Below are 19390 nucleotides of genomic sequence, written 5' to 3' on the forward strand. Positions count from 1 at the left end.
CGGAAGGCCCCGTTGAGATGGTGGGGCAGGCCGGATGTTCCAGAAGGTACGGGGGAGATGGGTATATTATTGCTGTGTGCGCTGCAAGATCACCCGCACGCATGGCCTACTTACGTCGTAGCCTGATCCTTAAGCCGGCCCAAACTTTCCTGGCGTCCCAGCACGTCCAAAACCTCAAATATACCAGGCGATGTGGTCCGTCCGGTCAGCGCCGCCCGCAACGGTTGGGCGACCGCGCCGAGCTTGAGACTATTTTCCTCCGCAAAGGCGCGCAGTGCGGCTTCCGCGGTGGCCGCGCTCCAGGTCTCGACTTTCTCCAGCGCGGAATGAAGCTCGCCGATCAGCGTGCGATTCTCGGGCGTCAGCAGCGCCTGTGCCTTGGGATCGAGCTGCAGCGGCCGGTCGGCGAAGATGAAATAGGCGCCGTCGATCAGCTCGAGCAGCGTCTTGGCGCGCTCCTTCAGGGCCGGCATGGCCTTGAGGAGCTGTGCCCGCGTGGTGTCGTTTAACTTCGCCTTAATCTCGTCGCGGCTGGGCACGACATGGTCGAGCACGTCCTCGAACATCCTCACGAGCGATTGATCGTCGGCGTGACGGATGTAATGGCCGTTGAGGTTTTCCAGCTTGGCGAAGTCGAAGCGGGCGGCGGCCCGGCCGACGCTGGCGAGGTCGAACGCTGCTATCATCTCCTCCGTCGAGAAGATCTCCTGGTCGCCATGGCTCCAGCCGAGGCGGACGAGATAGTTGCGCAGCGCGGCCGGCAGGTACCCCATGGCGCGGTAGGCATCGACACCGAGCGCGCCGTGCCGCTTCGACAGCTTCGAGCCGTCCGGGCCGTGGATCAGTGGGATGTGCGACATGCTTGGCAGCGCCCAGCCCATCGCGTCGTAGATCTGCTTCTGGCGGGCGGCGTTGATCAGATGGTCGTCGCCGCGGATGACGTGGGTGACGCCCATGTCGTGGTCGTCCACGACCACCGCGAGCATGTAGGTCGGATTGCCATCGCCGCGCAAAAGCACGAGGTCGTCGAGGTTCTCGTTCTGCCAGACCACGCGGCCCTGGACCTGGTCCTCGATCACGGTCTCGCCGGTCTGCGGCGCGCGCAGGCGGATGGTGGGCTTGACGTCGCTAGGGGCCGTGGCCGGGTCGCGGTCGCGCCACATGCCGTCATAGAGGCGGGTGCGGCCTTCCGCGCGCGCCTTCTCGCGCATGGCGGCGAGCTCCTCGGCCGTGGCGTAGCAGCGATAGGCCTTGCCGTCGGCGAGCAGCTGCTCGGCCACCTCGCGGTGACGGGCGGCGCGGCTGAACTGGTAGATCACCTCGCCGTCCCAGCCGAGCTCGAGCCATTTCAGGCCGTCGAGAATGGCCCCGATCGCGGCCTCCGTGGAGCGCTCCCGGTCGGTGTCTTCGATCCGGAGCAGCATCTTGCCGCCATGCTTCTTGGCATAAAGCCAGTTGAACAGCGCCGTACGGGCACCCCCGATATGGAGGAAGCCGGTCGGAGAGGGGGCAAAGCGGGTGACGACGGAATCGGTCATTCTTGGCAGGGCCTATGCATTGGAGGCGGTGGTGTATAGCAGGACCGGAGCATAACTAAAGCCCGACGGCGGGCGGCTGAAGGCCTTGGCGCGGCCACGCGAATTTGGCAGAAGGACCGCTGATTTCCCTACAGGATTTTCGTAATGACAGAACCGGTGGCACCTGAGGTTGGGCGCGATTTCATTCGTGACATCATCCAGGCCGACCTCGATCAGGGCAAGTACAAGGAGATCGTGACCCGGTTCCCGCCGGAGCCGAACGGCTACCTGCATATCGGCCACGCCAAGTCGATCGCCCTCAATTTCGGCATCGCCCAGGAGTTTCCGGGCCGCTGCCACCTGCGCTTCGACGACACCAACCCGGTCAAGGAAGAGCAGGAATATATCGATTCCATCCAGGCAGACGTGCGCTGGCTCGGCTTCGACTGGGGCAAGAACCTGTTCTTCGCCTCGGACTATTTCGACCGCCTTTATGAATGGGCGGAGAAGCTGATCCAGGACGGGCTCGCCTATGTGGACGACCAGACCCAGGAGGAGATCCGCACTTCGCGCGGCTCGCTGACCGAGCCGGGCAAGAACTCGCCGTTCCGCGACCGCTCGGTTGAGGAGAACCTCGACCTGTTCCGCCGCATGAAGGCCGGCGAATTTCCCAACGGCGCGCGCGTGCTGCGGGCCAAGATCGACATGGCCGCGGGCAACATCAACCTGCGCGATCCCGTGCTCTACCGCATCCTGCATGCGCATCATCCGCGCACCGGCAACGCATGGTGCATCTATCCGAGCTACGACTATGCCCACGGCCAGTCGGACGCCATCGAAGGCATCACGCATTCGATCTGCACGCTGGAGTTCGAGGACCATCGGCCGCTCTACGACTGGTTCATCGAGAAGCTGCCGGTGCCGTCGGAGCCGCATCAGTACGAGTTCGCGCGGCTCAACCTGACCTACACTGTCCTGTCCAAGCGCGTGCTGACGCAGCTCGTTCGCGACGGCCACGTCGCCGGCTGGGACGATCCGCGCATGCCGACTGTGGCGGGGATGCGCCGCCGCGGCGTGCCGCCGGCGGCCTTGCGTGAATTCGTCAAGCGCATCGGCGTTGCGAAAGCCAACAGCGTCGTCGACGTCGGCATGCTGGAGTTCTGTATCCGCGAGGAGCTGAACCGCACCGCGCAGCGCCGCATGGCGGTGTTGAAGCCGCTCAAGGTCGTGATCGAGAACTATCCGGAAGGGCAGACCGAGGAGCTCGAGGCGATCAACCACCCCGACGACGCTAGCGCCGGCACGCGCAAGATCACGTTCGGCCGCGAGCTCTATATCGAGCAGGACGACTTCATGGAGAACCCGCCGAAGAAGTTCTTCCGCCTGTCGCCGGGCAACGAGGTGCGGCTGCGCTATGCCTACTTCGTCAAGTGCACCGGCGTGATCAAGAACGATGCCGGCGAGGTGGTGGAGCTGCGCTGCACCTACGATCCCGCGACCAGGGGCGGCAACGCGCCCGATGGCCGCAAGGTCAAGGCGACCATGCACTGGCTGCCGGCGGCGAATTCGGTGCCTGCGGAGATCCGCATCTACAACCAGCTGTTCGCCAATCCGAGCCCGGATGCGTCGAATTTTGCGGCAGATCTCAATCCGAATTCGCTGGAGATCCTCTCCGATGCGCGGATCGAGGCTTCCGTCGCCGAGAGCAATTCCACCGAGCCGATGCAGTTCGAGCGCCAGGGCTATTTCGTCCGCGACAAGGACTCGACGCCGGGCAAGCCGGTATTCTCGCGCACCATCGGTCTGCGTGACACCTTCGCGAAGGAAGTCGCGAAGGGTTGAGGGATGACATGAGCAGCGAAGCCGACGCCATCGTTTCCGCCATCATCGCGAAATGGTGCGCCGGCTTCGCGATGCTCGACGCCGTAGCACTATCGTCGCTCTATTCGAAGAACGCCTTCTTCTTTGGCTCCAATCCAAAGCTCTACCGCGGTCGGGAGGGCGTAACGGCCTATTTCAACGGCCTGCCGCGATGGCGAAAGCCGAGCGTTCGCTTCTCCGACGTGGCTACGGCGCAGGTCGCGCCCGACGTGATCAACATGGCAGCCATCGCGTCATTCGACCTCGGCGAGGAAGCCGCGCCGCTTTCGGTCAAGATCACCTGGGTGATCGTGCGCGAAGATGACGACTGGAGGATCGCGAGCCATCACGTGTCGTCCAGGGCTGCGCTGATCTAGGGCGTGTACTCATAAATGCCTTCGAATGCGGAAGTTTTGCTAGCGTCCTCATCGGTCAGCAACCAGAGCGCGCCGTCAAAAGTTCTTTTGGTGACCATCGAGCGGGTATAATCTTGTTTGCGGCTGCCGACGGGAAACGCCGAATTCCCGGTGGTGCGACACAGGCAGCCATCGTGCCGTCGGCAGGCAAACACATCTCAAATTGCGATTGTTAGTTTCTGTTAGCGATTGGGCGCTGTCCCATCGCTTTGCACCGGGAGGTAACAATGAATCGGAAGATTCTTTTCGCCGGCATTCTAGCCGCTGGCTTCATGGCAGCGTCTGTGATGGCTCCTAGTGTCGGGCACGCTCAGGCAGACCCCAGGGTCACAAAATCCATGGAGACCCTCAAGTCCATGACAGCGAAACTGGGAGCGCCAAAGCTCGAGGGCAAAGACGCGGTCGGCGGCAAGGAAGCTCCTGCCCTGTATTTCGGTACGACCAAGGTCAACAACAATTTCGATATTGTTGACGCAGTTGGAAAGGAAGACGGCAAAGGGATGACGGCCACTCTGTTCGCGAAAAGTGGAGACGAATACATTCGCGTCTCCACGAGTGTACCGAAGCCCGACGGCAGCGGTCGAGCGGTGGGCACCGTACTGGCAGGACATGCGCTCGAGTCGATCAAAGCAGGCAAAGCGTATTATGGCGAAGTGCCTATTCTGGGAACACCGTACGTAACGGGCTACGAGCCGATGAAGGATAGCTCGGGCGCTCAAATTGGCGTCTACTATGTGGGTTACAAGAAATAACTAGCCCGTTCTCGGAGTTTTCTTGCTCAAAACCGCCGAGCCGGAACGAACTCGACGGGGTGGGGACTATTTTGCGTAGCTGGGGTGCCAGTCGCGCTGACCCGCCTGCGTCGGTTTATGAGCACGCGCCCTAGCGCCGGAGACGTGGGCGCATCGGTGAAGAGGTCGATAGCGGGTATGCCAGGCGCCATCTGGTGCAGTACGGCCTTCATCGGGCCAGATCCGTGAACAGGACAATCATGATGTCAGCTGCTCCACACTATGACAGCGCCGCCGCCCGAGCCGCTTCGTGGAACCGGCGGACTCGATCTAGGTCCTTGGCATGCGATCCGTCCTGATCCGTTCTCGTCTTGGAATCAACACCGGCTGGACGGACGGTTCGGATCGCTTCTGCGACGTTGTCCGGTCCGAGGCCGCCGGCAAGGACAACAGGAACAGGGGCGAGGTCCACGATCCGGCGGCTGATACCCCAGTCGTGCGTCACGCCGAGCGCGCCGATCTGCTTGTCCGTGGCTCGATAGCTGTCGAGAAGCAGAAAGTCTGCAATGCCAACGTAGCTGCGGGCAATTGCGACGCTCTCCTCGCCGAACACCGGTACGCTTCTCATCACGACGATCCCGGGCAACATGTGCTTGAGCGAAGCAACGTCTTGCGGGGAAAGCAGCTCGGCGCTGGCTCCCAAATGGACGATCGAGGGAGCGAGTTCGCGCGCCCATGACGCAATCAAGGAGAGATCGCAGGTCAGAAACAGTGCTGAGAACTTCGATGGCGGTACAATTGCCGCGCCGATTTTGGAAGCTGCTGAAATCGGCAGCTCGCGCGGAAATCGGCCGTCGCCGACGAGCACTCCGATATGATCGACACCAATGGCAGAAACAGCGGACGCCTCTTCGATGGTTGAGATTTCATAAACCTGGGTCAACATTGGGCATAGCTCCCGCGCGGCGGACATTAAGCATAAGACATCCGAAGGCGGCGTTTGGCAAAGCCTCAGCGTGCTCGCCCAGAGAGGACATTGCGTCGGTTTCAAGCCTCTGGTTTCCTGACGAAGCCAAAATACAAACAGAGCAAGAAGAGGATGAAATGGACGATGGATCGGCCTCCGCTGATCCGAGGTGTTTCGACGAAACTTGTCCCCAACAGAGGCACCGAAACTTCGGCGAGATAGAGATAGAACAAAATGCCCGCTGACACGAAGAACGCGCCTGCCAGAAATTTGCGAAAGTCCCTGTTTCGCCAGGCGAGGTAGAGGCTCCCGGTCGCCATGATGACAGCTGCGACTATGTACAGGGCAATTGTCATCCGTTCCTCCTCGTTGCCTTTCCAACATATCTGGAGCCGCACCGGTTTCCGATACCCAGCTGGCAGATGTCGCTCCTCGGACATGACTTTCCACTCGGGTCCTGCCGCTCGGGTCTTCGCGTCAGGCGCGAGATGCCCTGAAAGCCGCCATCACCTCCGCAAGCATCCGCTCCTGCTCTCCCGCATAGCGCGGCGAGAAGTGAAATGGCTCAATGCGCCGTACGTTGGCTTCCCGCGCGATTTCCCCGGCAGCCGTGGTTGTAAGATGAGCCCGCTCTCGCGCCAATGTGGCGTCGGCCCCCGCAAATGCCGCCTCGATGAACAGGATGTCCGCATTCTGAATCAGCGCCACGATGGCGGAACGATTGTCCGGCGTGTCGGCGACATCGGTCACATAGGCGATTTTCTGGCCGGCTGTGATCGTCAGGAGATCGCGCAGGCTGGCGAGTGGGACGAGGTGGTCCGCCGTCGCTGCTTCATCAATACGGATAAGGTGATCGTCGGCGCGACGCTCGGCGACGGCCTTCTTCAGCGAGAGCAACCAGGGACCGACGGGCAGTCCGCGCTCCAACAGCCGGTTCTTCCATACGTTGATATGTGCGGCCTCCTGCAGCGCAAAGGCGAGGCAGGGCGTGCCATGTTCAAGGATCGCGGCTGACACGCGATGGGTTGGTTCATCGCAGAGTATGCCGCCAAAGGTCTTGCGAGAGACTGATGGCTCTGCCGCGAACGCCTTCCTCAGGCGGAACCGCGTGGTCGAGATGGAATCCGCCGCTCCGAGTTCGCTTACATCGAAAACGAGATCGCAGGGATAGGTTTCGACCAGGTTCCAGCGATAGGCCTGAAGCTTGTGAAAGACGTGCTCGGCAAAGCCGGACGGACCGAACAGCTGCACCGATTTCTCGTGCCCGACGAGCAAGCGAAGCAGATGGTCGAAGCCCACGAAATGATCGATATGCGCATGCGAGACGAAGACCTGGTCGACGCGCCGTATCCTCCGCGGCGCCAGTGAAGCAATCTCTCCGACATCGAACAGAAGACTTCGCCTTTCGAACAGCGTTTCGACATAGACCGTCGGGTCGCCGTAGCGACCATTGACCAGGCTCGGATGGAAAAGTGGTCGCATGGCAAACTGTGCTGCTGCAACAGCGCCCGATGGATTTCCCGTATTTGGCCAACGTTGATGGATTCCGCGTCGGGCAAGATCGAGCTAGAATACACCAATCGGATCGCGCTCGTGCCGGTATCATCGCGGGCATGGGGACGGTATTGCGCGGCACCATTGGTTCCTCGCCAGAGGGCAATTGGTCTTGAGATCGGCGATCCGGTCGCGCTCGCAGGCGCCGACTTACGATCCGTGGTCCGGCTGCGTCAGCCGCGGTCCGGATCGTGAAAGATCTGGTCAAGCGCGAGCCTGACGTGTTCCGCAGCCCGAGGAGAGAGCCATGAAACTCGTTTCAAGCGCCTTCGCCGATGGTGCCGCAATTCCGCGACGGTTTACCTGTGATGGCGAAAATCTTTCGCCCCCGCTGCAATGGTCCGACGCGCCAGAGGGGGCGCGGAGTTTTGTCCTGCTGTGCGACGATCCCGATGCTCCCGGCGGCACATGGCATCATTGGGCGGTTTACGATATTCCGCCGGCCACAATGGAATTTGCAGTCAATACCGCGCAGAACACCAGGCTGAAGCAGGGGGGCAACGATTTTCGCAAAATGGGTTATGGCGGCCCGTGTCCACCGCATGGCCATGGGCCGCACCATTATCACTTCCGGCTGCTTGCCCTCTCGATGGAGGACCTTCCCGTAAAGGCCAATGCGTCCTGTCGGGACATTGAACGAGAGGCACGCAAGCACGTCATCGCGGAAGCGATCCTCGTTGGTTGGTATGAGAGGTAGGCCGGCGAAAGGCCTGGGGCGGAGGACCGCCGCTAGATGTCATAGTAAAGGTGGAACTCGTAGGGATGCGGTCGCAGCCGGATCGGATCGACCTCCTTCTTTCGCTTGTAGTCGAGCCAGGTCTCAATCACGTCGGCGGTGAAGACGTCGCCGCGTAGCAGGAACGCGTGATCGCGCTCGAGCGCGTCCAGCGCCTGGTCCAGCGATCCTGGCGTCGACTTCACCTCCTTCGCTTCGTCAGGCGGGAGGTCGTAAAGGTTCTTGTCGATCGGGCTGCCCGGGTCGATCCGTTTGTCGATGCCGTCGAGGCCGGCCATCAGCATTGCGGCGAAGGCCAGATAGGGATTGCAGGAGGGATCAGGCGAACGAAATTCGACGCGCTTGGCGCGCGGATTGGGCGAATACATCGGAATCCGGCAGCAGGCGGAGCGATTGCGCTGGGAGTAGACGAGGTTGATCGGAGCTTCATAACCCGGCACCAGGCGCCGGTAGGAGTTCGTGGTGGGGGCGCAGAGCCCGCACAACGCCCAGGCGTGGCTCAAAAGCCCGCCGATATAGTAGCGCGCAAGCTGGCTCAGCTCGGCGTAGTCGCCCTTGTCGTAGAACAAATTGGTCTCGCCCCTCCAGAGGGACTGATGAACGTGCATGCCCGAAGCGTTGTCCTCGAACAGCGGCTTCGGCATGAATGTCGCGGTCTTGCCGTGCTGATGCGCGGTGTTCTTGACCACGTATTTGTAGATCATCAAATTGTCGGCCATGCGGGTCAGCGTGGTGAAGCGCATGTCGATCTCGTTCTGGCCGCCGGTCGCGACCTCATGATGATGGGCTTCGATCTGGATCCCCAGAGATTCCATCGTCAGCACCATTTCGGTGCGTAGCGCCTGCATGCTGTCGGTCGGAGGAACGGGAAAGTATCCTTCTTTCGGGCGCGGCTTGTGGCCGAGATTCGGTCCTTCATCCGTCCCGGTGTTCCAGCTCCCTTCGCTGGAGTCGATTGCGTGCATGGCGAAGTTGATGCCCTGTCCGTAGCGGACCTCGTCGAAGACGAAGAACTCGGCCTCCGGGCCGAAATAGCTCGTATCGGCGCGCCCGGTACTCTTAAGGTAGGTTTCGGCCTTCTGGGCGATGTAGCGGGGGTCCCGGCTATAGGATTGGCCGGTCACGGGGTCGCGGATGTTGCAGATGAGAACCAGCGTCTTGGCCGGACTATAGGGGTCGACGAAGGTCGTCGTCGGATCCGGGACGACGAGCATGTCGCTTTCCTGGATCTCCTGGAAGCCGCGGATCGATGAGCCATCGAATCCAATGCCCTCATTGAGTGCATCGGCATTCACCGCGCTCGGCGGCACGGAAAAATGTTGCCACATCCCCGGCAGGTCGGTGAACCGCAAATCGATCATCTGGACTTTCTCGTCCGTGATCGCCTTCACGAGGTCTTCGGCTGTCGTACATTTCGCAACCATGGCTTCGCTCCCAGGTCAGCGTCCCGAGATCGCGTAGCCGTTCGGCCGCAACCTGGCGGCTCGCGACGGACTGTGGTCCACGTTCGGCGTTGTCGCCGCAGTCAGGCAGGCTTTGCGCGCCGGCAGTCAGCTTTGGTGCGGCCCGCGCATCAGCTTCATCGCATCTTCGATGTGCCGCCAGGTTTTTGCCAATTCGAGCTCGCCCTTCTGCTCGAGGTCGATGGCGTTTTGAGCGGCTTCCGCAATGGCCTTGGGGCCATGGGCTTCAAGCAACTGCCGCGCATAGTCGTGGATTTCCATTTCTCGCATGGCGTCATCTCCCTCTGCTCCGGGCGCGAATTTCCGCGGCACCGGGAACGGTCGACATTGACACCTGTCAAGCGGCGACAGTCTGCATCCGGGTGCGCCGCACTCGCAAGGGCCCTCTCCGGGCATGGGCGGCCGGGCCTGGACGCCGGCTCCCGGACCGGCCCTCGCGGCAACACAACGCAGGCCGGACGGATGGTTCATCATCGCTGCGCCCCCATATGAATACCAGAAGGGAGGTGAGCATCATGCGCATCCAACATTGGCAAGACGCTGCCAGCCTGTTGGTGGGCGTATGGCTGGTCCTGTCGTCCTTTGTCCTCGGCTTATCCGGGGCGGCGGTGTGGATCACTATCGCGCTCGGGCTGGGCGTCATGCTGTTTGCCGTGGAAGCCTTTGTCATCCCGTCTGACCTGGAAGAATGGGGCGAAATGCTGCTGGGACTGGCTCTGGTGGCGGCACCCTGGTCTGTCGGCTACGAGTCCGCATCCGCCACGGTCAGCAGCGTAGTGTCCGGCCTATTAGTGATCTTGCTCGCTGTCTGGGAATTGATGACCGATCACAACTTCAGTGCCTGGTGGCACGATCACTGGCCTCACCGCGCCGGCTGAGACGAGAGGTTGCCGGCTCTTCTCCGACCGCCATCGTTTGGCGGCCGGAGGAGAGGCGATGACGTTACGATGCGGTTCTGGGCTCGACCGGCTGCCAGATGCTGATCTTGCGCGTCTCCGGCATCAGGAACAGCGCGAGCAGGAAGCATACCGCGGGGACCGCGATCGGGTAGATCAACGCGTAGCCGATGCTCCCGGTCGCCGCGAATGCCGCCGACGTGATGAACGGCACCAATCCACCCCCCCAGCCATTGCCGATGTGGTATGGCACCGATACCGACGTGTACCTGATCCTGCCCGGAAAGAATTCCGCCAGGAACGCGCCGACCGGCCCGTAGACCATCCCAACATAGCAAACGAGGATGAAGATGATGAAGATTGCGGTCGGATAGTTGATGTTGCCGGGCTGCGTGACCGCTCCCAGCCATAGATACAGCGGATAGTACGTGATCGCGGCGAGCAGCATGCCGCCCAGGATTACCGGCTTGCGGCCGATCTGATCCGACAGCCAGCCGAAGAAAATCAGGCTCGGTGTGGCAATCAGCAGCGCGGCTCCCACGATGTAGGCGGAGGTCAGCGGGTCCACCTTCGAGACCTGCTGAAGGAAGTACAGCGCCCAGAACTGGCCACTGTACCAGACCACGCCCTGTCCGATCAGGACCACGATTGCGATCCCGATGAATTTGACGTTCGAACTGAGGAAGGCCTCCTTCCACGGATTCGTCGTCATCTGGCCGCGGGCCCTGATTTCCTGGAAGATAGGTGTCTCCTGGAGCTGGAGCCGAATGTAGATTGCGACGGCCACAAGCAGGAAGGACACCAGGAACGGAACGCGCCACGCCCATTCGTCGAACGCCTGATTGCCGAACCAGGTCCGTGTCAGGATTATCACGGCTAGGGACACGACGATGCCGAGAGTCGGCGAGGTCTGCAGCCAGCCGGTGTAGTAGCCGCGCTTGTCGTCCGGAACATGCTCTGCGACATAGGTGATGGCGCCGCCATATTCGCCGCCCAGACACAGACCCTGAATCATGCGCAGGCCGAATAAAAGGAACGCGGCCGTCAAGCCGATGGACTGGTAGGTCGGGATCAATCCGATTGCCCCCGTACCCAGTCCCATGCCGCTCAGCGTGATGAGGAACGTATATTTTCGCCCGACCCGGTCGCCCATCCATCCAAACAGGAAAGCTCCCAACGGACGGATCAGGAATCCGGCAGTGAACAGCGCGATCGTGCTGAGGAGGGCTGCGACCGGGTTGGACTGCTCGAAGAACTTGACCGACAGAACTGCGGCCAGGCTGCCAAAGATATAGAAATCATACCATTCGATGACGTTTCCCACCGACGCAGCAACAATCACGCGGCGAAAATCGCTCGGTACTTGAATTGCCATGTGCTGCTCCTGTCAAATTCGAACGCTACGCTTGGCGCTTTTCAACGTCCTTCGCTCGCGCAGTACGCTTGCTGCGCGACGCCACAGGCGAGAATTGCGAGTGGCGTCCGCAACGCCAAATCTCAGGGAGGCTTGAGCCTCCTGAGAAAGAGCTCCAGCGGTCGCTTCGGTACCGCGAGCTATCACAACCTGCCCGTCAGCCGGGGAGGCGGAGCAGCAGTGTAATCCCGCCGGGGCTGGCGTCTTATGAGACTTTCGGCTCAATCGACCGAACCGGGACTGCCCCGTCCTGAGACGGAACGCTCGCCCATCGCGCCCGGCGGTTTTGTAGCGAACGAACGGAAAGGCCTTTCAGGCGTTGTGTGGGTCCAACGAGGATCCCGCCATGCAGAACATCGCAGAGCATATGGAAGTCATCGGCGCCGACGGCGTCCATGTCGGCACCGTTGATCGCGTCGAGGGCAACCGCATCAAGCTGACCAAGAAGGACAGCGGCGAGGGCAGCCACAAGGGCCATCATCACTTCATCGACAAGGGCCTCGTCGCCGGTGTCGAAGGCAACAAGGTGCGCCTGTCGGCCAAGGCGGATGTCGCCGTGACGATGGAAGAGGAAAAGTAGGGCGCACCCTCTTCGTTCCCGATCTGTACCGCTATTCGTCCGCCCGCACGTTCCGGTAGCCTCTGAGCCAGTCGCGTATCGTAAGGTGCAGGAATGGCGGAGCCGGGCCGGCCGCAGCGTGTCTCGCAAGGGATCGCAGGAACCTGGCCGGCGGGGGGCTCCGCGTCCGCTGGCGGCCTTGCACCCGCAGGCTTCGACCTCTGGTCCGCGATCGCCGGGACATTGCGCCAATGGGCCAGCGCCGAGGCCGGCGCCGGCCGGCTGTTGCCGTGGGTCCCCGTCGCATTCGGCAGCGGCATCGGACTCTACTTTGCGGCCGACCACGAGCCGGTGCTGTGGGTCGTTGCCACAACGGCGATCGCGCTGCTGCTCGGCGCCGTCCTGGTGCGGCGGAGCCGGGTGTTTGCCCCTGCGATCATGATCGCGGCGGTGGCGGCCGGCTTTGCCGTCGCCACCTGGAAGACGGCGCGCATCGCGCACACCGTTCTGGCAAAGCCGCTCTATTCAGTGTCGTTGTCGGGCTTCGTCGAGACGCGCGACATCCGCGAGCGCACCGATCGCTTCGTGCTGCGCGTGACCGCGATGGAGGCGCAGCGCAGCGACATCAGGTTGGAGCGCGTGCGTCTGTCGGTGCGCAAGGGGACAGCGCCCGAGGTCGGCAGCTTCGTGCAGCTCAAGGCGCGGCTGATGCCGCCGATCTCGCCGGTGCGCCCCGGCAGCTACGATTTCTCGCGCGACATGTTCTTCCAGGGCATCGGTGCCTCCGGCTTCGTGATGGGCGCCATCACGGCCGCAGCGGCGCCGGATGCCGGCGGCTTGCGGCTGCGCTACGCCGCCTTCATGCAGGGCCTGCGCGATGCGATCGACGCGCGCATCCGTGCCGTGCTCGAAGGCGACAACCGCGCGATCGCGACTGCGCTCTTGACCGGCCGGCGCGATGCCATCACTGCGCCCGTCAATGACGCGATGTTCGTCTCGGGGCTCGGCCACGTGCTGTCGATCTCCGGCTATCACATGGCGGTGGTTGCCGGCGTCGTGTTCTTCGCGGTGCGCGCGCTGCTGGCCTTGATCCCGGGACTGGCAGTCGGCTTCCCCATCAAGAAATGGTCGGCGGCCGCGGCGCTGGTTGCCGCCGCGTTTTATCTTCTGCTCTCGGGCGCGGAGGTCGCGACGCAACGCTCGTTCTTCATGACCGCGGTGGTGCTGATCGCCGTCATGGTTGATCGCCGCGCCATCACCTTCCGCACGCTGGCCGTGGCCGCGCTGATCGTGCTCGCGGTGGCGCCGGAAGCGCTGGTTCACCCCAGTTTCCAGATGTCATTTGCGGCAACGCTCGGGCTGGTGGCGCTGGTGCAGATCGGCATGCCGAACCTGTATGCATCGCCCGACCATTCCGCGACCGCACGCATCGCGATGTGGGGCGGCCGCGAGATCGCGATGCTGTTCCTGGCCTCGCTGATCGCGGGGCTTGCGACCACGCCCTATGCGGCCTTCCACTTCCATCGCGTAACGCCCTACGGGGTGCTCGCCAATCTCGGCGCGATGCCGGTGGTATCGGCGCTGGTGATGCCGGCGGGGCTGTTGGGCCTGCTCGCTGCTCCCTTCGGGCTCGATGGCGTGTTCTGGTGGCTGATGGGCATCGGCATCGACTGGATGGTCGCGGTGTCGCGCTGGGTGGCGGCACTGCCCGGCGCGGTCGGCCGCATCCCGGCGTTCGGCATCGCGCCGCTGATCGCGGCCAGTCTCGGCATCATTGTCATGGGCCTGTTGCGTACGCCGTTGCGCTGGTCAGGCGGGCTGGTGCTGCTGGCTGCGATCCTCTGGGGCCTGTCGGCGCGGCCGCCGGACATCCTGATCGCGGGGGACGGGCAGAACGTCGCGGTGCGCGGCAGGGACGGGCACTTCCACATGATCCGGGCGAACAAGGATGGCTTTCTGCTGAAGGAGTGGCTGGCTGCCGACGCCGATCCGCGCGATGCCGCGAATGGTACGCTGGCCGACGGCGTGTCGTGCGACGAGGCCGGCTGCGTGACGCCGCTTGCCGATGGGCGGCTGGTCGCGCTGGCCTTGCGCGTCGACGCGCTGGCGGACGACTGCAGCCGCGCCGCGCTGGTGGTGACGGCCCGGCCCGCTGCGCCGGATTGCGCGGCGATGGTGGTAGACCGGCAGCGCCTTGCCGCGCAGGGCGCATTGGCGCTGACACGGCGGGGCGACGGCTTTGCGGTGCAGACGGTCAAAGCAAGAGGCGCAGACCGCCCGTGGGCGCCGGCGACTGCCGGCGAGGGTGATTTCGGTGCGAGCCTTGCGCCGCCCGCGGCGGCGCCTCGTACCCGGGATGCGACACCGTCCGAGGCGGACATGCAGGCTGAGGATTGAGGAGGCGGGCTACAGGTACCAGGCCAGCACGGCCTCGAGCCCGGCGGTCCCGATCACCGGCAAGGCAACCATCTGGCTTAGCCCGGACGTACGGGCTTCGGCTGCAGCGATCGATTTGTCATGCGCGAGATCATCGTTGAGCGCAGGCATCCCGGTGGCCCAGGCGCCGCCGATGCTGCCGTCGCCCCTGGTGATTGACTTGTCCGCATAGAGCGCGACCAGATCGGTCTGGGCGCTGCAATCCCCGGCGCGGAAGACCAGTGCTGAGCGGGTCTCATCTGGCATCCAGATCTCGAAGCGCCGCGCAATCGGCGTGGCCTGCGCGGACAGGAAGGTGAGCACCCAGGTCTGGTCGGTGCCGGTACGGTAGGGCACGCCGACGCCGAGATTGATCCCGACCTCGGCGGCGTCTTCCCAGCGCAGAAAGCTCTTGGCGTTGTGCAGGTCCTTGATGATCAGCGGCAGGCCGGCCTTCCAGGTGCGTCCGGGCAGGCCGAAGCCGCGCGGAAAGCGGGTGTGCCGCGAGTTGAACTCGAACATGTCGGCGGTGCCATAGTAGCCGTCGACTAGTCCCATCTCGTGGGAGGTATCGGGATCATTGTGCCAGAGCTCGATCGCGCCGACATGCGCGTCGTCATCGCCGCAAAACAGGACCATCACGGCTTGCAGGAATTCGCCTGAAAATACCGGCACGGCCACGCCGCAAGTCAGGCCCGCGGCGAGGGCCTGGTCGGTCCGTTTGAAATAGGAGTTGGCGAATTTGGTGAGGATGACGGGATGGCCGGAAGCCCAGGCCCTGCCCGGAAGCCCCTCATCCCGACCGAAGCGCAGCTCTTCACTTGCGGCCTTGAACGCGGACAGCCCTTCGCCGTAGAGGCCGCCGCCGAATTCCAGCCGCATGCGCGTCCGGTCGGGCACCCAGAGTTCAACGACGCGAATGAAGGTTTTCATCGAACGTGTCCGCCGCCTCAAGCCTTTTGGCAGCATCGGCCATTTGCCCGCGGAACGGACGTTCAAAATTCAGGCAGGGCAGCGCAAACTTCGTGCGACGGAGAAGAGCGGCGGTGACCTGGCGAAGGTATTTTCGAAGATGCAAACCACACCACGTCGCCGGCCACGGCCGGCGATGGCGATTTCAATCATGGCCCGACCCGCGAGCCGGGGCAGCTACGATCAGCCGATCGGCAGGCGTGTGATCGTCGGCCTGTCGGCGATGGTCTGCGGCTTGTGCTCGCGCTCGCCGAGTGGCTGGGTCACCGGCAATTGCAGCACGGTTGCGCGCTGGCCTTCGACGAGCTGAGTCACCAGCACGTATTTGCCGTCGGGAAATTCGATCGCATCGTGATGGCGATCTGGAATGTGCGGGTCGATCTTGCCGAACTTGCCGACGCGCGAGTTGATGGTGCGCGTCCAGATCCAGCGATTGTCGTAACGGACGTTGTCGGCGAAGGCGAGCTCCGTTCCCGGCAGCAGGCATACCGCGACGGACATGTCGGCTTCGGAGGCGAAGCCGCGTGTGGAAGTGCCGCGGAAGGTTGTCGTGACGATCGTCTCGCCGACTTCGGCAGGACGCGTCGCGACGGCGTGCAGGCTGTAGTCACACATCGGGGTGCTCCTCATTCGAAGATAGCGACCCGCGCCTCTTGTCGAGGCGCACGCCTCTATCAGAGTGGAAGCATACAACGGTCTGCTTGGTTGTGGGCAAATCTGCGGCTTGGATCCGCACGCCGCCATCACAATATCTTTTTCAGATGCACGAGGAACAAAGCCCGGTCCCGTGCATTCGGCGTGCTTCTTCGTCAACGGCCAGCAGGTGCCGACCAGCCCGAATACGGCCAGGCCGGTTGCGACGGCAGTGCAACGGCGTCGCGTGCGCTGCGGAATTGCTCGCGCGTCGTCGCTGGCGTCGTCTTGCGGACATGATGCGATCGTGCGGCGACAGCCGGTGATACTGAGGTTACGATCAGCGCCATCGTGACAGTGCTCAAGACGATCTCGCGCATGGTTGTCTCCTCGGTTTCTCAAAGGCCCGTAAAGCGATGCGTGCTTTGCGCGGCGTGCCGAGGATCTAGCGCGGGGGAAGTGGCCGGATAATCTGTGCAGAACCAGAAAGACTATCCAGCCGGAGCGGACAATTGTCCGCTCCAATCGTTCAGGCGCGGTCGCCAACTGGCGCCGCAGGATGCACCTAAAGCGCGATGAGATTGGGATGAATCGTCATCGCGCTTTAGGTTATTGTTTGAGCATGATCTTTTCGGAAAACCGCTGTGCACTTTTCCGGATCATGCTTCAGTACTTCCGGTACAGGCCGATCAGCTTGCCCTGAATCTTCACCCGGTTGGGCGGCAGGATGCGGACCTCGTAGGCGGCGTTGGCGGGCTCGAGCGCGATCGATGCGCCGCGGCGGCGGAAGCGCTTCAGCGTTGCTTCCTCGTCGTCGATCAGCGCCACCACGATGTCACCGGTGTCGGCGCTCTCGTTGCGCTGGATCAGCGCCATGTCGCCGTCGAGGATACCGGCTTCCACCATCGAATCGCCGCGCACCTCGAGCGCGTAGTGCTCGCCGGAGCCGAGCATGTCGGGCGGTACGCTGATGGTGTGGCTGCGGGTCTGCAGCGCCTCGATCGGCGTGCCGGCCGCGATGCGGCCCATGACGGGCACGGCGACGGGACGCTCACCCTCGTCAGCCGGCGGGCTGGAGGTCGTGCGCACCTTGCCGAGATTGCCTTCGATGACGCTCGGCGTGAAACCGCGGCGGTTGCCGGCAGCCGCCTGGAGCTCGGGCAGCTTGATGACCTCGATCGCGCGGGCGCGGTTGGGCAGGCGGCGGATGAAGCCGCGCTCCTCGAGCGCGGTGATCAGGCGATGGATGCCCGATTTCGAGCGCAGATCGAGCGCGTCCTTCATCTCGTCGAAGGATGGCGGCACGCCGCTTTCCTTCAGTCGCTCGCTGATGAACCGCAGGAGCTCGTATTGTTTGCGCGTTAACATCTCGACCAAAATCCCCCGGTTGATGTCGTTCGATTCCGAGACGCTCAGTTCAGCGATAAGCCGCTGCATGCTCGAAACAAATCATGAACGGACACTATATGTTCGATACATGTTCCGCAACTGCTTAATTTACCGTGAACGCGACAAAGTTCGCGGAACGCGTGTGGTGATAGCGTTCATACGGGCAGCAGCAGCACCTCGCATTGCGTGCCGGCTTCGGCCTTGGGCGCGAACGGCGCGCGCACGAGAAGTGCCTGTGCTGCAGCGAGATTCGCAAGCAGCGAGGAATCCTGATGATTGACCGGAAGGGCGATCAGCGTGCCGTCGTCGCGCCGCTCCAGGCGCGTGCGAAGATAATCCTCGCGCTGGTCGTTGGCATTGAGGTCGCGGCCGAGCACGGCGCGCTCGCGGCGATGATGAATCACGGTGCGGCCCGACAGCGCGCGAATCAACGGCACCATGAACAGGAAAGCGCAGACGTAGGATGACACGGGATTGCCGGGCAGGCCGATGACGCGCATCGCGTCGAGCCGGCCGTGCATCATCGGCTTGCCCGGCCGCATCGCGATCTTCCAGAACGACATCGCGATGCCCTCGGCCTTGAGCGCCTGCTGGACCAGATCGTGGTCGCCGACCGAGGCGCCGCCGGTCGTGATCAGGATGTCGGCGCCGCTCTCGCGGGCCCGGCGGATCCCGGCGGTGGTGGCCTCCAGCGTATCGGCGGCAACCCCGAGATCGACGGTATCGGCGCCCTCCTGGCGGGCGAGTGCGTGGAGGGCGTAGCCGTTGGAGTAGACGATCTGGCCGGGGCCGGGCGTTGCGCCGGGCATCACCAGCTCGTCGCCGGTGGCAAGGATCGCGACCTTCGGACGGCGTTGCACGGGCAAATGCGGATGATTCATCCCGGCGGCGAGTGCGAGATCGCGCTCGGTGAGCCGGGTTCCCTTGCGCAGCAGCACGTCGCCCTCGGCAAAGTCGATCCCGGCGCGCCGGATGTGCCGTCCGGGAATCGCTGCTTCCTTGATCGTGATGCGCTTGCCGTCCGCGGCCGTATCCTCCTGGATCACGATCGCATCCGCGCCGGCGGGAACGACGCCGCCAGTGAATATGCGGACCGCTTCGCCGGCGCCGACCAACCCGGCAAACGGCCGCCCCGCCGCGACCTCGCCGATCACCGTCAGTTGGGAATCGATCGTCGCCGCATCGGCCGCGCGCACGGCATAGCCATCCATTGCCGACATCGCCTCCGGCGGCTGCGTCCGCCGCGCCGCGATGTCGCGCGCGAGCACGCGGTGAAAGGCTTGGGCGAGGGAGACCGTCTCCTCAGGCAGCGGCTCCGCGCCGGCAAGCACTGCGGCAAGCGCATCGGATACCGGCATCAAGGCCACGGGTGAAAACTCCTGCTGAGCACGTTCGGCAAATCGGCGGCCAGAGTTTTAGCCGAGTGCGGGCGCAGAGGCAAAACAGGCGAGACGCAGGATCATTCAACCTGCATCATCCGCTCTGTGGTGAAGAGAGACCTCAAATCCGCCGCGGCATGATCCGGAAGGCGAGGCAGACCGGCACGAGGACGGCCATGGCAAGCACGAGAAGAACGAGCGCCACGGCCAGCATCGGTCAACTCCCTGCCGGCTCGTCCGGACTGACGTCCGGCGCTTTGGGGCCCTGGTCCTTGTCGGGCAGCGGGTCGGCCTGGGATTTCAGGTCGGCGGCCTTGCTGATCAACTTGGCGGATAGGTCGGAGTCCGAGGTGGTTCTTGCGAACTCGAGCAGGAGAGAGGCTTGCTTGGTGAGGTAGGATTTGCCCAGCACGTCGATCGGTCCAATGTAGAAGTTCCAACCGACTGAAGAGTCCGGAAGGGCCGATTCCGTTCCCGGAACTCTGTACA

20 protein-coding genes are annotated in these 19390 nt (G+C 63.2%); 7 read left to right on the forward strand and 13 right to left on the reverse strand.

Going from position 1 to position 19390, the window contains the following annotated elements:
* Nucleotides 1-110 precede the first annotated feature (110 nt).
* Nucleotides 111-1538 (reverse strand): glutamate--tRNA ligase, encoded by a 1428-nt coding sequence (gene gltX / locus QA649_RS22445; protein ID WP_283019109.1) that lies wholly within the window; start codon nt 1536-1538, stop codon nt 111-113.
* A gap of 144 nt (nt 1539-1682) precedes the next feature.
* Here gltX and QA649_RS22450 point away from each other — a divergent pair, with 144 nt between their 5' ends.
* The 3 genes from QA649_RS22450 to QA649_RS22460 all read left to right on the forward strand — a co-directional run bounded on the left by QA649_RS22450 (nt 1683) and on the right by QA649_RS22460 (nt 4545).
* Nucleotides 1683-3359: a glutamine--tRNA ligase/YqeY domain fusion protein gene (locus QA649_RS22450; protein ID WP_283019110.1), complete on the forward strand. Its 1677-nt coding sequence runs from the start codon at nt 1683-1685 to the stop codon at nt 3357-3359.
* An 8-nt stretch (nt 3360-3367) separates the two neighbouring features.
* Nucleotides 3368-3754, forward strand: coding sequence for a nuclear transport factor 2 family protein (locus QA649_RS22455; RefSeq protein WP_283019111.1), 387 nt, complete (start codon nt 3368-3370; stop codon nt 3752-3754).
* Between the two features lie 266 nt (nt 3755-4020).
* Nucleotides 4021-4545: a Cache 3/Cache 2 fusion domain-containing protein gene (locus QA649_RS22460; RefSeq protein WP_283019112.1), complete on the forward strand. Its 525-nt coding sequence runs from the start codon at nt 4021-4023 to the stop codon at nt 4543-4545.
* A gap of 259 nt (nt 4546-4804) precedes the next feature.
* On the opposite strand, the gene QA649_RS22465 is transcribed toward QA649_RS22460, so the two are convergent.
* From QA649_RS22465 to QA649_RS22475, 3 genes are all read right to left on the reverse strand, one after another.
* Nucleotides 4805-5470 (reverse strand): phosphoribosylanthranilate isomerase, encoded by a 666-nt coding sequence (locus QA649_RS22465; protein WP_283019113.1) that lies wholly within the window; start codon nt 5468-5470, stop codon nt 4805-4807.
* 101 nt (nt 5471-5571) lie between these two features.
* Nucleotides 5572-5847 carry a hypothetical protein gene (locus tag QA649_RS22470; RefSeq protein WP_283019114.1) on the reverse strand — a complete coding sequence of 92 codons (276 nt, stop codon included), beginning with the start codon at nt 5845-5847 and terminating at the stop codon, nt 5572-5574.
* A 121-nt stretch (nt 5848-5968) separates the two neighbouring features.
* Nucleotides 5969-6973, reverse strand: coding sequence for an MBL fold metallo-hydrolase (locus QA649_RS22475; protein WP_283019115.1), 1005 nt, complete (start codon nt 6971-6973; stop codon nt 5969-5971).
* A gap of 319 nt (nt 6974-7292) precedes the next feature.
* On the opposite strand from QA649_RS22475, the gene QA649_RS22480 reads away from it, so the two are divergent.
* Nucleotides 7293-7742 carry a YbhB/YbcL family Raf kinase inhibitor-like protein gene (locus tag QA649_RS22480; RefSeq protein ID WP_283019116.1) on the forward strand — a complete coding sequence of 150 codons (450 nt, stop codon included), beginning with the start codon at nt 7293-7295 and terminating at the stop codon, nt 7740-7742.
* Between the two features lie 32 nt (nt 7743-7774).
* On the opposite strand, the gene glnA is transcribed toward QA649_RS22480, so the two are convergent.
* Nucleotides 7775-9205, reverse strand: coding sequence for a type I glutamate--ammonia ligase (glnA, locus tag QA649_RS22485; RefSeq protein ID WP_283019117.1), 1431 nt, complete (start codon nt 9203-9205; stop codon nt 7775-7777).
* A gap of 126 nt (nt 9206-9331) precedes the next feature.
* Nucleotides 9332-9514, reverse strand: a complete 183-nt coding sequence (locus tag QA649_RS22490) for a hypothetical protein (RefSeq protein ID WP_028171775.1) — start codon at nt 9512-9514, stop codon at nt 9332-9334.
* Nucleotides 9515-9759: 245 nt separating this feature from the next.
* Here QA649_RS22490 and QA649_RS22495 point away from each other — a divergent pair, with 245 nt between their 5' ends.
* Nucleotides 9760-10122 (forward strand): SPW repeat protein, encoded by a 363-nt coding sequence (locus QA649_RS22495; protein WP_283019118.1) that lies wholly within the window; start codon nt 9760-9762, stop codon nt 10120-10122.
* A 64-nt stretch (nt 10123-10186) separates the two neighbouring features.
* Here the strand turns inward: QA649_RS22495 and QA649_RS22500 are convergent, their stop codons facing one another.
* Entirely contained in the window at nt 10187-11515 is a 1329-nt protein-coding gene (locus QA649_RS22500; protein WP_232992014.1) for an MFS transporter, read from the reverse strand.
* Between the two features lie 385 nt (nt 11516-11900).
* Between QA649_RS22500 and QA649_RS22505 the strand changes: the two genes are divergently transcribed.
* Together QA649_RS22505 and QA649_RS22510 are read left to right on the forward strand one after the other, a co-directional pair.
* Nucleotides 11901-12134, forward strand: coding sequence for a DUF2171 domain-containing protein (locus QA649_RS22505; RefSeq protein ID WP_026311879.1), 234 nt, complete (start codon nt 11901-11903; stop codon nt 12132-12134).
* Nucleotides 12135-12227: 93 nt separating this feature from the next.
* The gene (locus tag QA649_RS22510) at nt 12228-14510 is read left to right on the forward strand and encodes a ComEC/Rec2 family competence protein (RefSeq protein ID WP_283019119.1); all 2283 of its coding nucleotides are present in this window, start codon (nt 12228-12230) and stop codon (nt 14508-14510) included.
* Between the two features lie 9 nt (nt 14511-14519).
* Here the strand turns inward: QA649_RS22510 and QA649_RS22515 are convergent, their stop codons facing one another.
* From QA649_RS22515 to QA649_RS22540, 6 genes are all read right to left on the reverse strand, one after another.
* Nucleotides 14520-15461, reverse strand: coding sequence for a GAF domain-containing protein (locus QA649_RS22515; RefSeq protein WP_283019120.1), 942 nt, complete (start codon nt 15459-15461; stop codon nt 14520-14522).
* A gap of 222 nt (nt 15462-15683) precedes the next feature.
* Nucleotides 15684-16115: a hypothetical protein gene (locus QA649_RS22520; protein ID WP_018642279.1), complete on the reverse strand. Its 432-nt coding sequence runs from the start codon at nt 16113-16115 to the stop codon at nt 15684-15686.
* Between the two features lie 194 nt (nt 16116-16309).
* The gene (locus QA649_RS22525; protein WP_283019121.1) at nt 16310-16513 is read right to left on the reverse strand and encodes a hypothetical protein; all 204 of its coding nucleotides are present in this window, start codon (nt 16511-16513) and stop codon (nt 16310-16312) included.
* 286 nt (nt 16514-16799) lie between these two features.
* Nucleotides 16800-17501: a transcriptional repressor LexA gene (gene lexA, locus QA649_RS22530; protein ID WP_027559402.1), complete on the reverse strand. Its 702-nt coding sequence runs from the start codon at nt 17499-17501 to the stop codon at nt 16800-16802.
* 176 nt (nt 17502-17677) lie between these two features.
* On the reverse strand, nt 17678-18889 hold the full coding sequence (glp, locus tag QA649_RS22535; protein ID WP_283019122.1) for a gephyrin-like molybdotransferase Glp: 1212 nt from the start codon (nt 18887-18889) through the stop codon (nt 17678-17680).
* Nucleotides 18890-19118: 229 nt separating this feature from the next.
* Complete coding sequence (locus QA649_RS22540; RefSeq protein WP_283019123.1) at nt 19119-19313, reverse strand: hypothetical protein; 195 nt, start codon at nt 19311-19313, stop codon at nt 19119-19121.
* Nucleotides 19314-19390: the final 77 nt, after the last annotated feature.

This window comes from Bradyrhizobium sp. CB1717, assembly GCF_029714325.1.
Lineage (GTDB): Bacteria > Pseudomonadota > Alphaproteobacteria > Rhizobiales > Xanthobacteraceae > Bradyrhizobium.

What these genes read in the sequence shown, in the direction of transcription:
- gltX (WP_283019109.1), bottom strand. Translation starts at nt 1,538, where the DNA reads ATGACCGATTCCGTCGTCACCCGCTTTGCCCCCTCTCCGACCGGCTTC.
- QA649_RS22450 (WP_283019110.1), top strand. Translation starts at nt 1,683, where the DNA reads ATGACAGAACCGGTGGCACCTGAGGTTGGGCGCGATTTCATTCGTGAC.
- QA649_RS22455 (WP_283019111.1), top strand. Translation starts at nt 3,368, where the DNA reads ATGAGCAGCGAAGCCGACGCCATCGTTTCCGCCATCATCGCGAAATGG.
- QA649_RS22460 (WP_283019112.1), top strand. Translation starts at nt 4,021, where the DNA reads ATGAATCGGAAGATTCTTTTCGCCGGCATTCTAGCCGCTGGCTTCATG.
- QA649_RS22465 (WP_283019113.1), bottom strand. Translation starts at nt 5,470, where the DNA reads ATGTTGACCCAGGTTTATGAAATCTCAACCATCGAAGAGGCGTCCGCT.
- QA649_RS22470 (WP_283019114.1), bottom strand. Translation starts at nt 5,847, where the DNA reads ATGACAATTGCCCTGTACATAGTCGCAGCTGTCATCATGGCGACCGGG.
- QA649_RS22475 (WP_283019115.1), bottom strand. Translation starts at nt 6,973, where the DNA reads ATGCGACCACTTTTCCATCCGAGCCTGGTCAATGGTCGCTACGGCGAC.
- QA649_RS22480 (WP_283019116.1), top strand. Translation starts at nt 7,293, where the DNA reads ATGAAACTCGTTTCAAGCGCCTTCGCCGATGGTGCCGCAATTCCGCGA.
- glnA (WP_283019117.1), bottom strand. Translation starts at nt 9,205, where the DNA reads ATGGTTGCGAAATGTACGACAGCCGAAGACCTCGTGAAGGCGATCACG.
- QA649_RS22490 (WP_028171775.1), bottom strand. Translation starts at nt 9,514, where the DNA reads ATGCGAGAAATGGAAATCCACGACTATGCGCGGCAGTTGCTTGAAGCC.
- QA649_RS22495 (WP_283019118.1), top strand. Translation starts at nt 9,760, where the DNA reads ATGCGCATCCAACATTGGCAAGACGCTGCCAGCCTGTTGGTGGGCGTA.
- QA649_RS22500 (WP_232992014.1), bottom strand. Translation starts at nt 11,515, where the DNA reads ATGGCAATTCAAGTACCGAGCGATTTTCGCCGCGTGATTGTTGCTGCG.
- QA649_RS22505 (WP_026311879.1), top strand. Translation starts at nt 11,901, where the DNA reads ATGCAGAACATCGCAGAGCATATGGAAGTCATCGGCGCCGACGGCGTC.
- QA649_RS22510 (WP_283019119.1), top strand. Translation starts at nt 12,228, where the DNA reads ATGGCGGAGCCGGGCCGGCCGCAGCGTGTCTCGCAAGGGATCGCAGGA.
- QA649_RS22515 (WP_283019120.1), bottom strand. Translation starts at nt 15,461, where the DNA reads ATGAAAACCTTCATTCGCGTCGTTGAACTCTGGGTGCCCGACCGGACG.
- QA649_RS22520 (WP_018642279.1), bottom strand. Translation starts at nt 16,115, where the DNA reads ATGTGTGACTACAGCCTGCACGCCGTCGCGACGCGTCCTGCCGAAGTC.
- QA649_RS22525 (WP_283019121.1), bottom strand. Translation starts at nt 16,513, where the DNA reads ATGCGCGAGATCGTCTTGAGCACTGTCACGATGGCGCTGATCGTAACC.
- lexA (WP_027559402.1), bottom strand. Translation starts at nt 17,501, where the DNA reads ATGTTAACGCGCAAACAATACGAGCTCCTGCGGTTCATCAGCGAGCGA.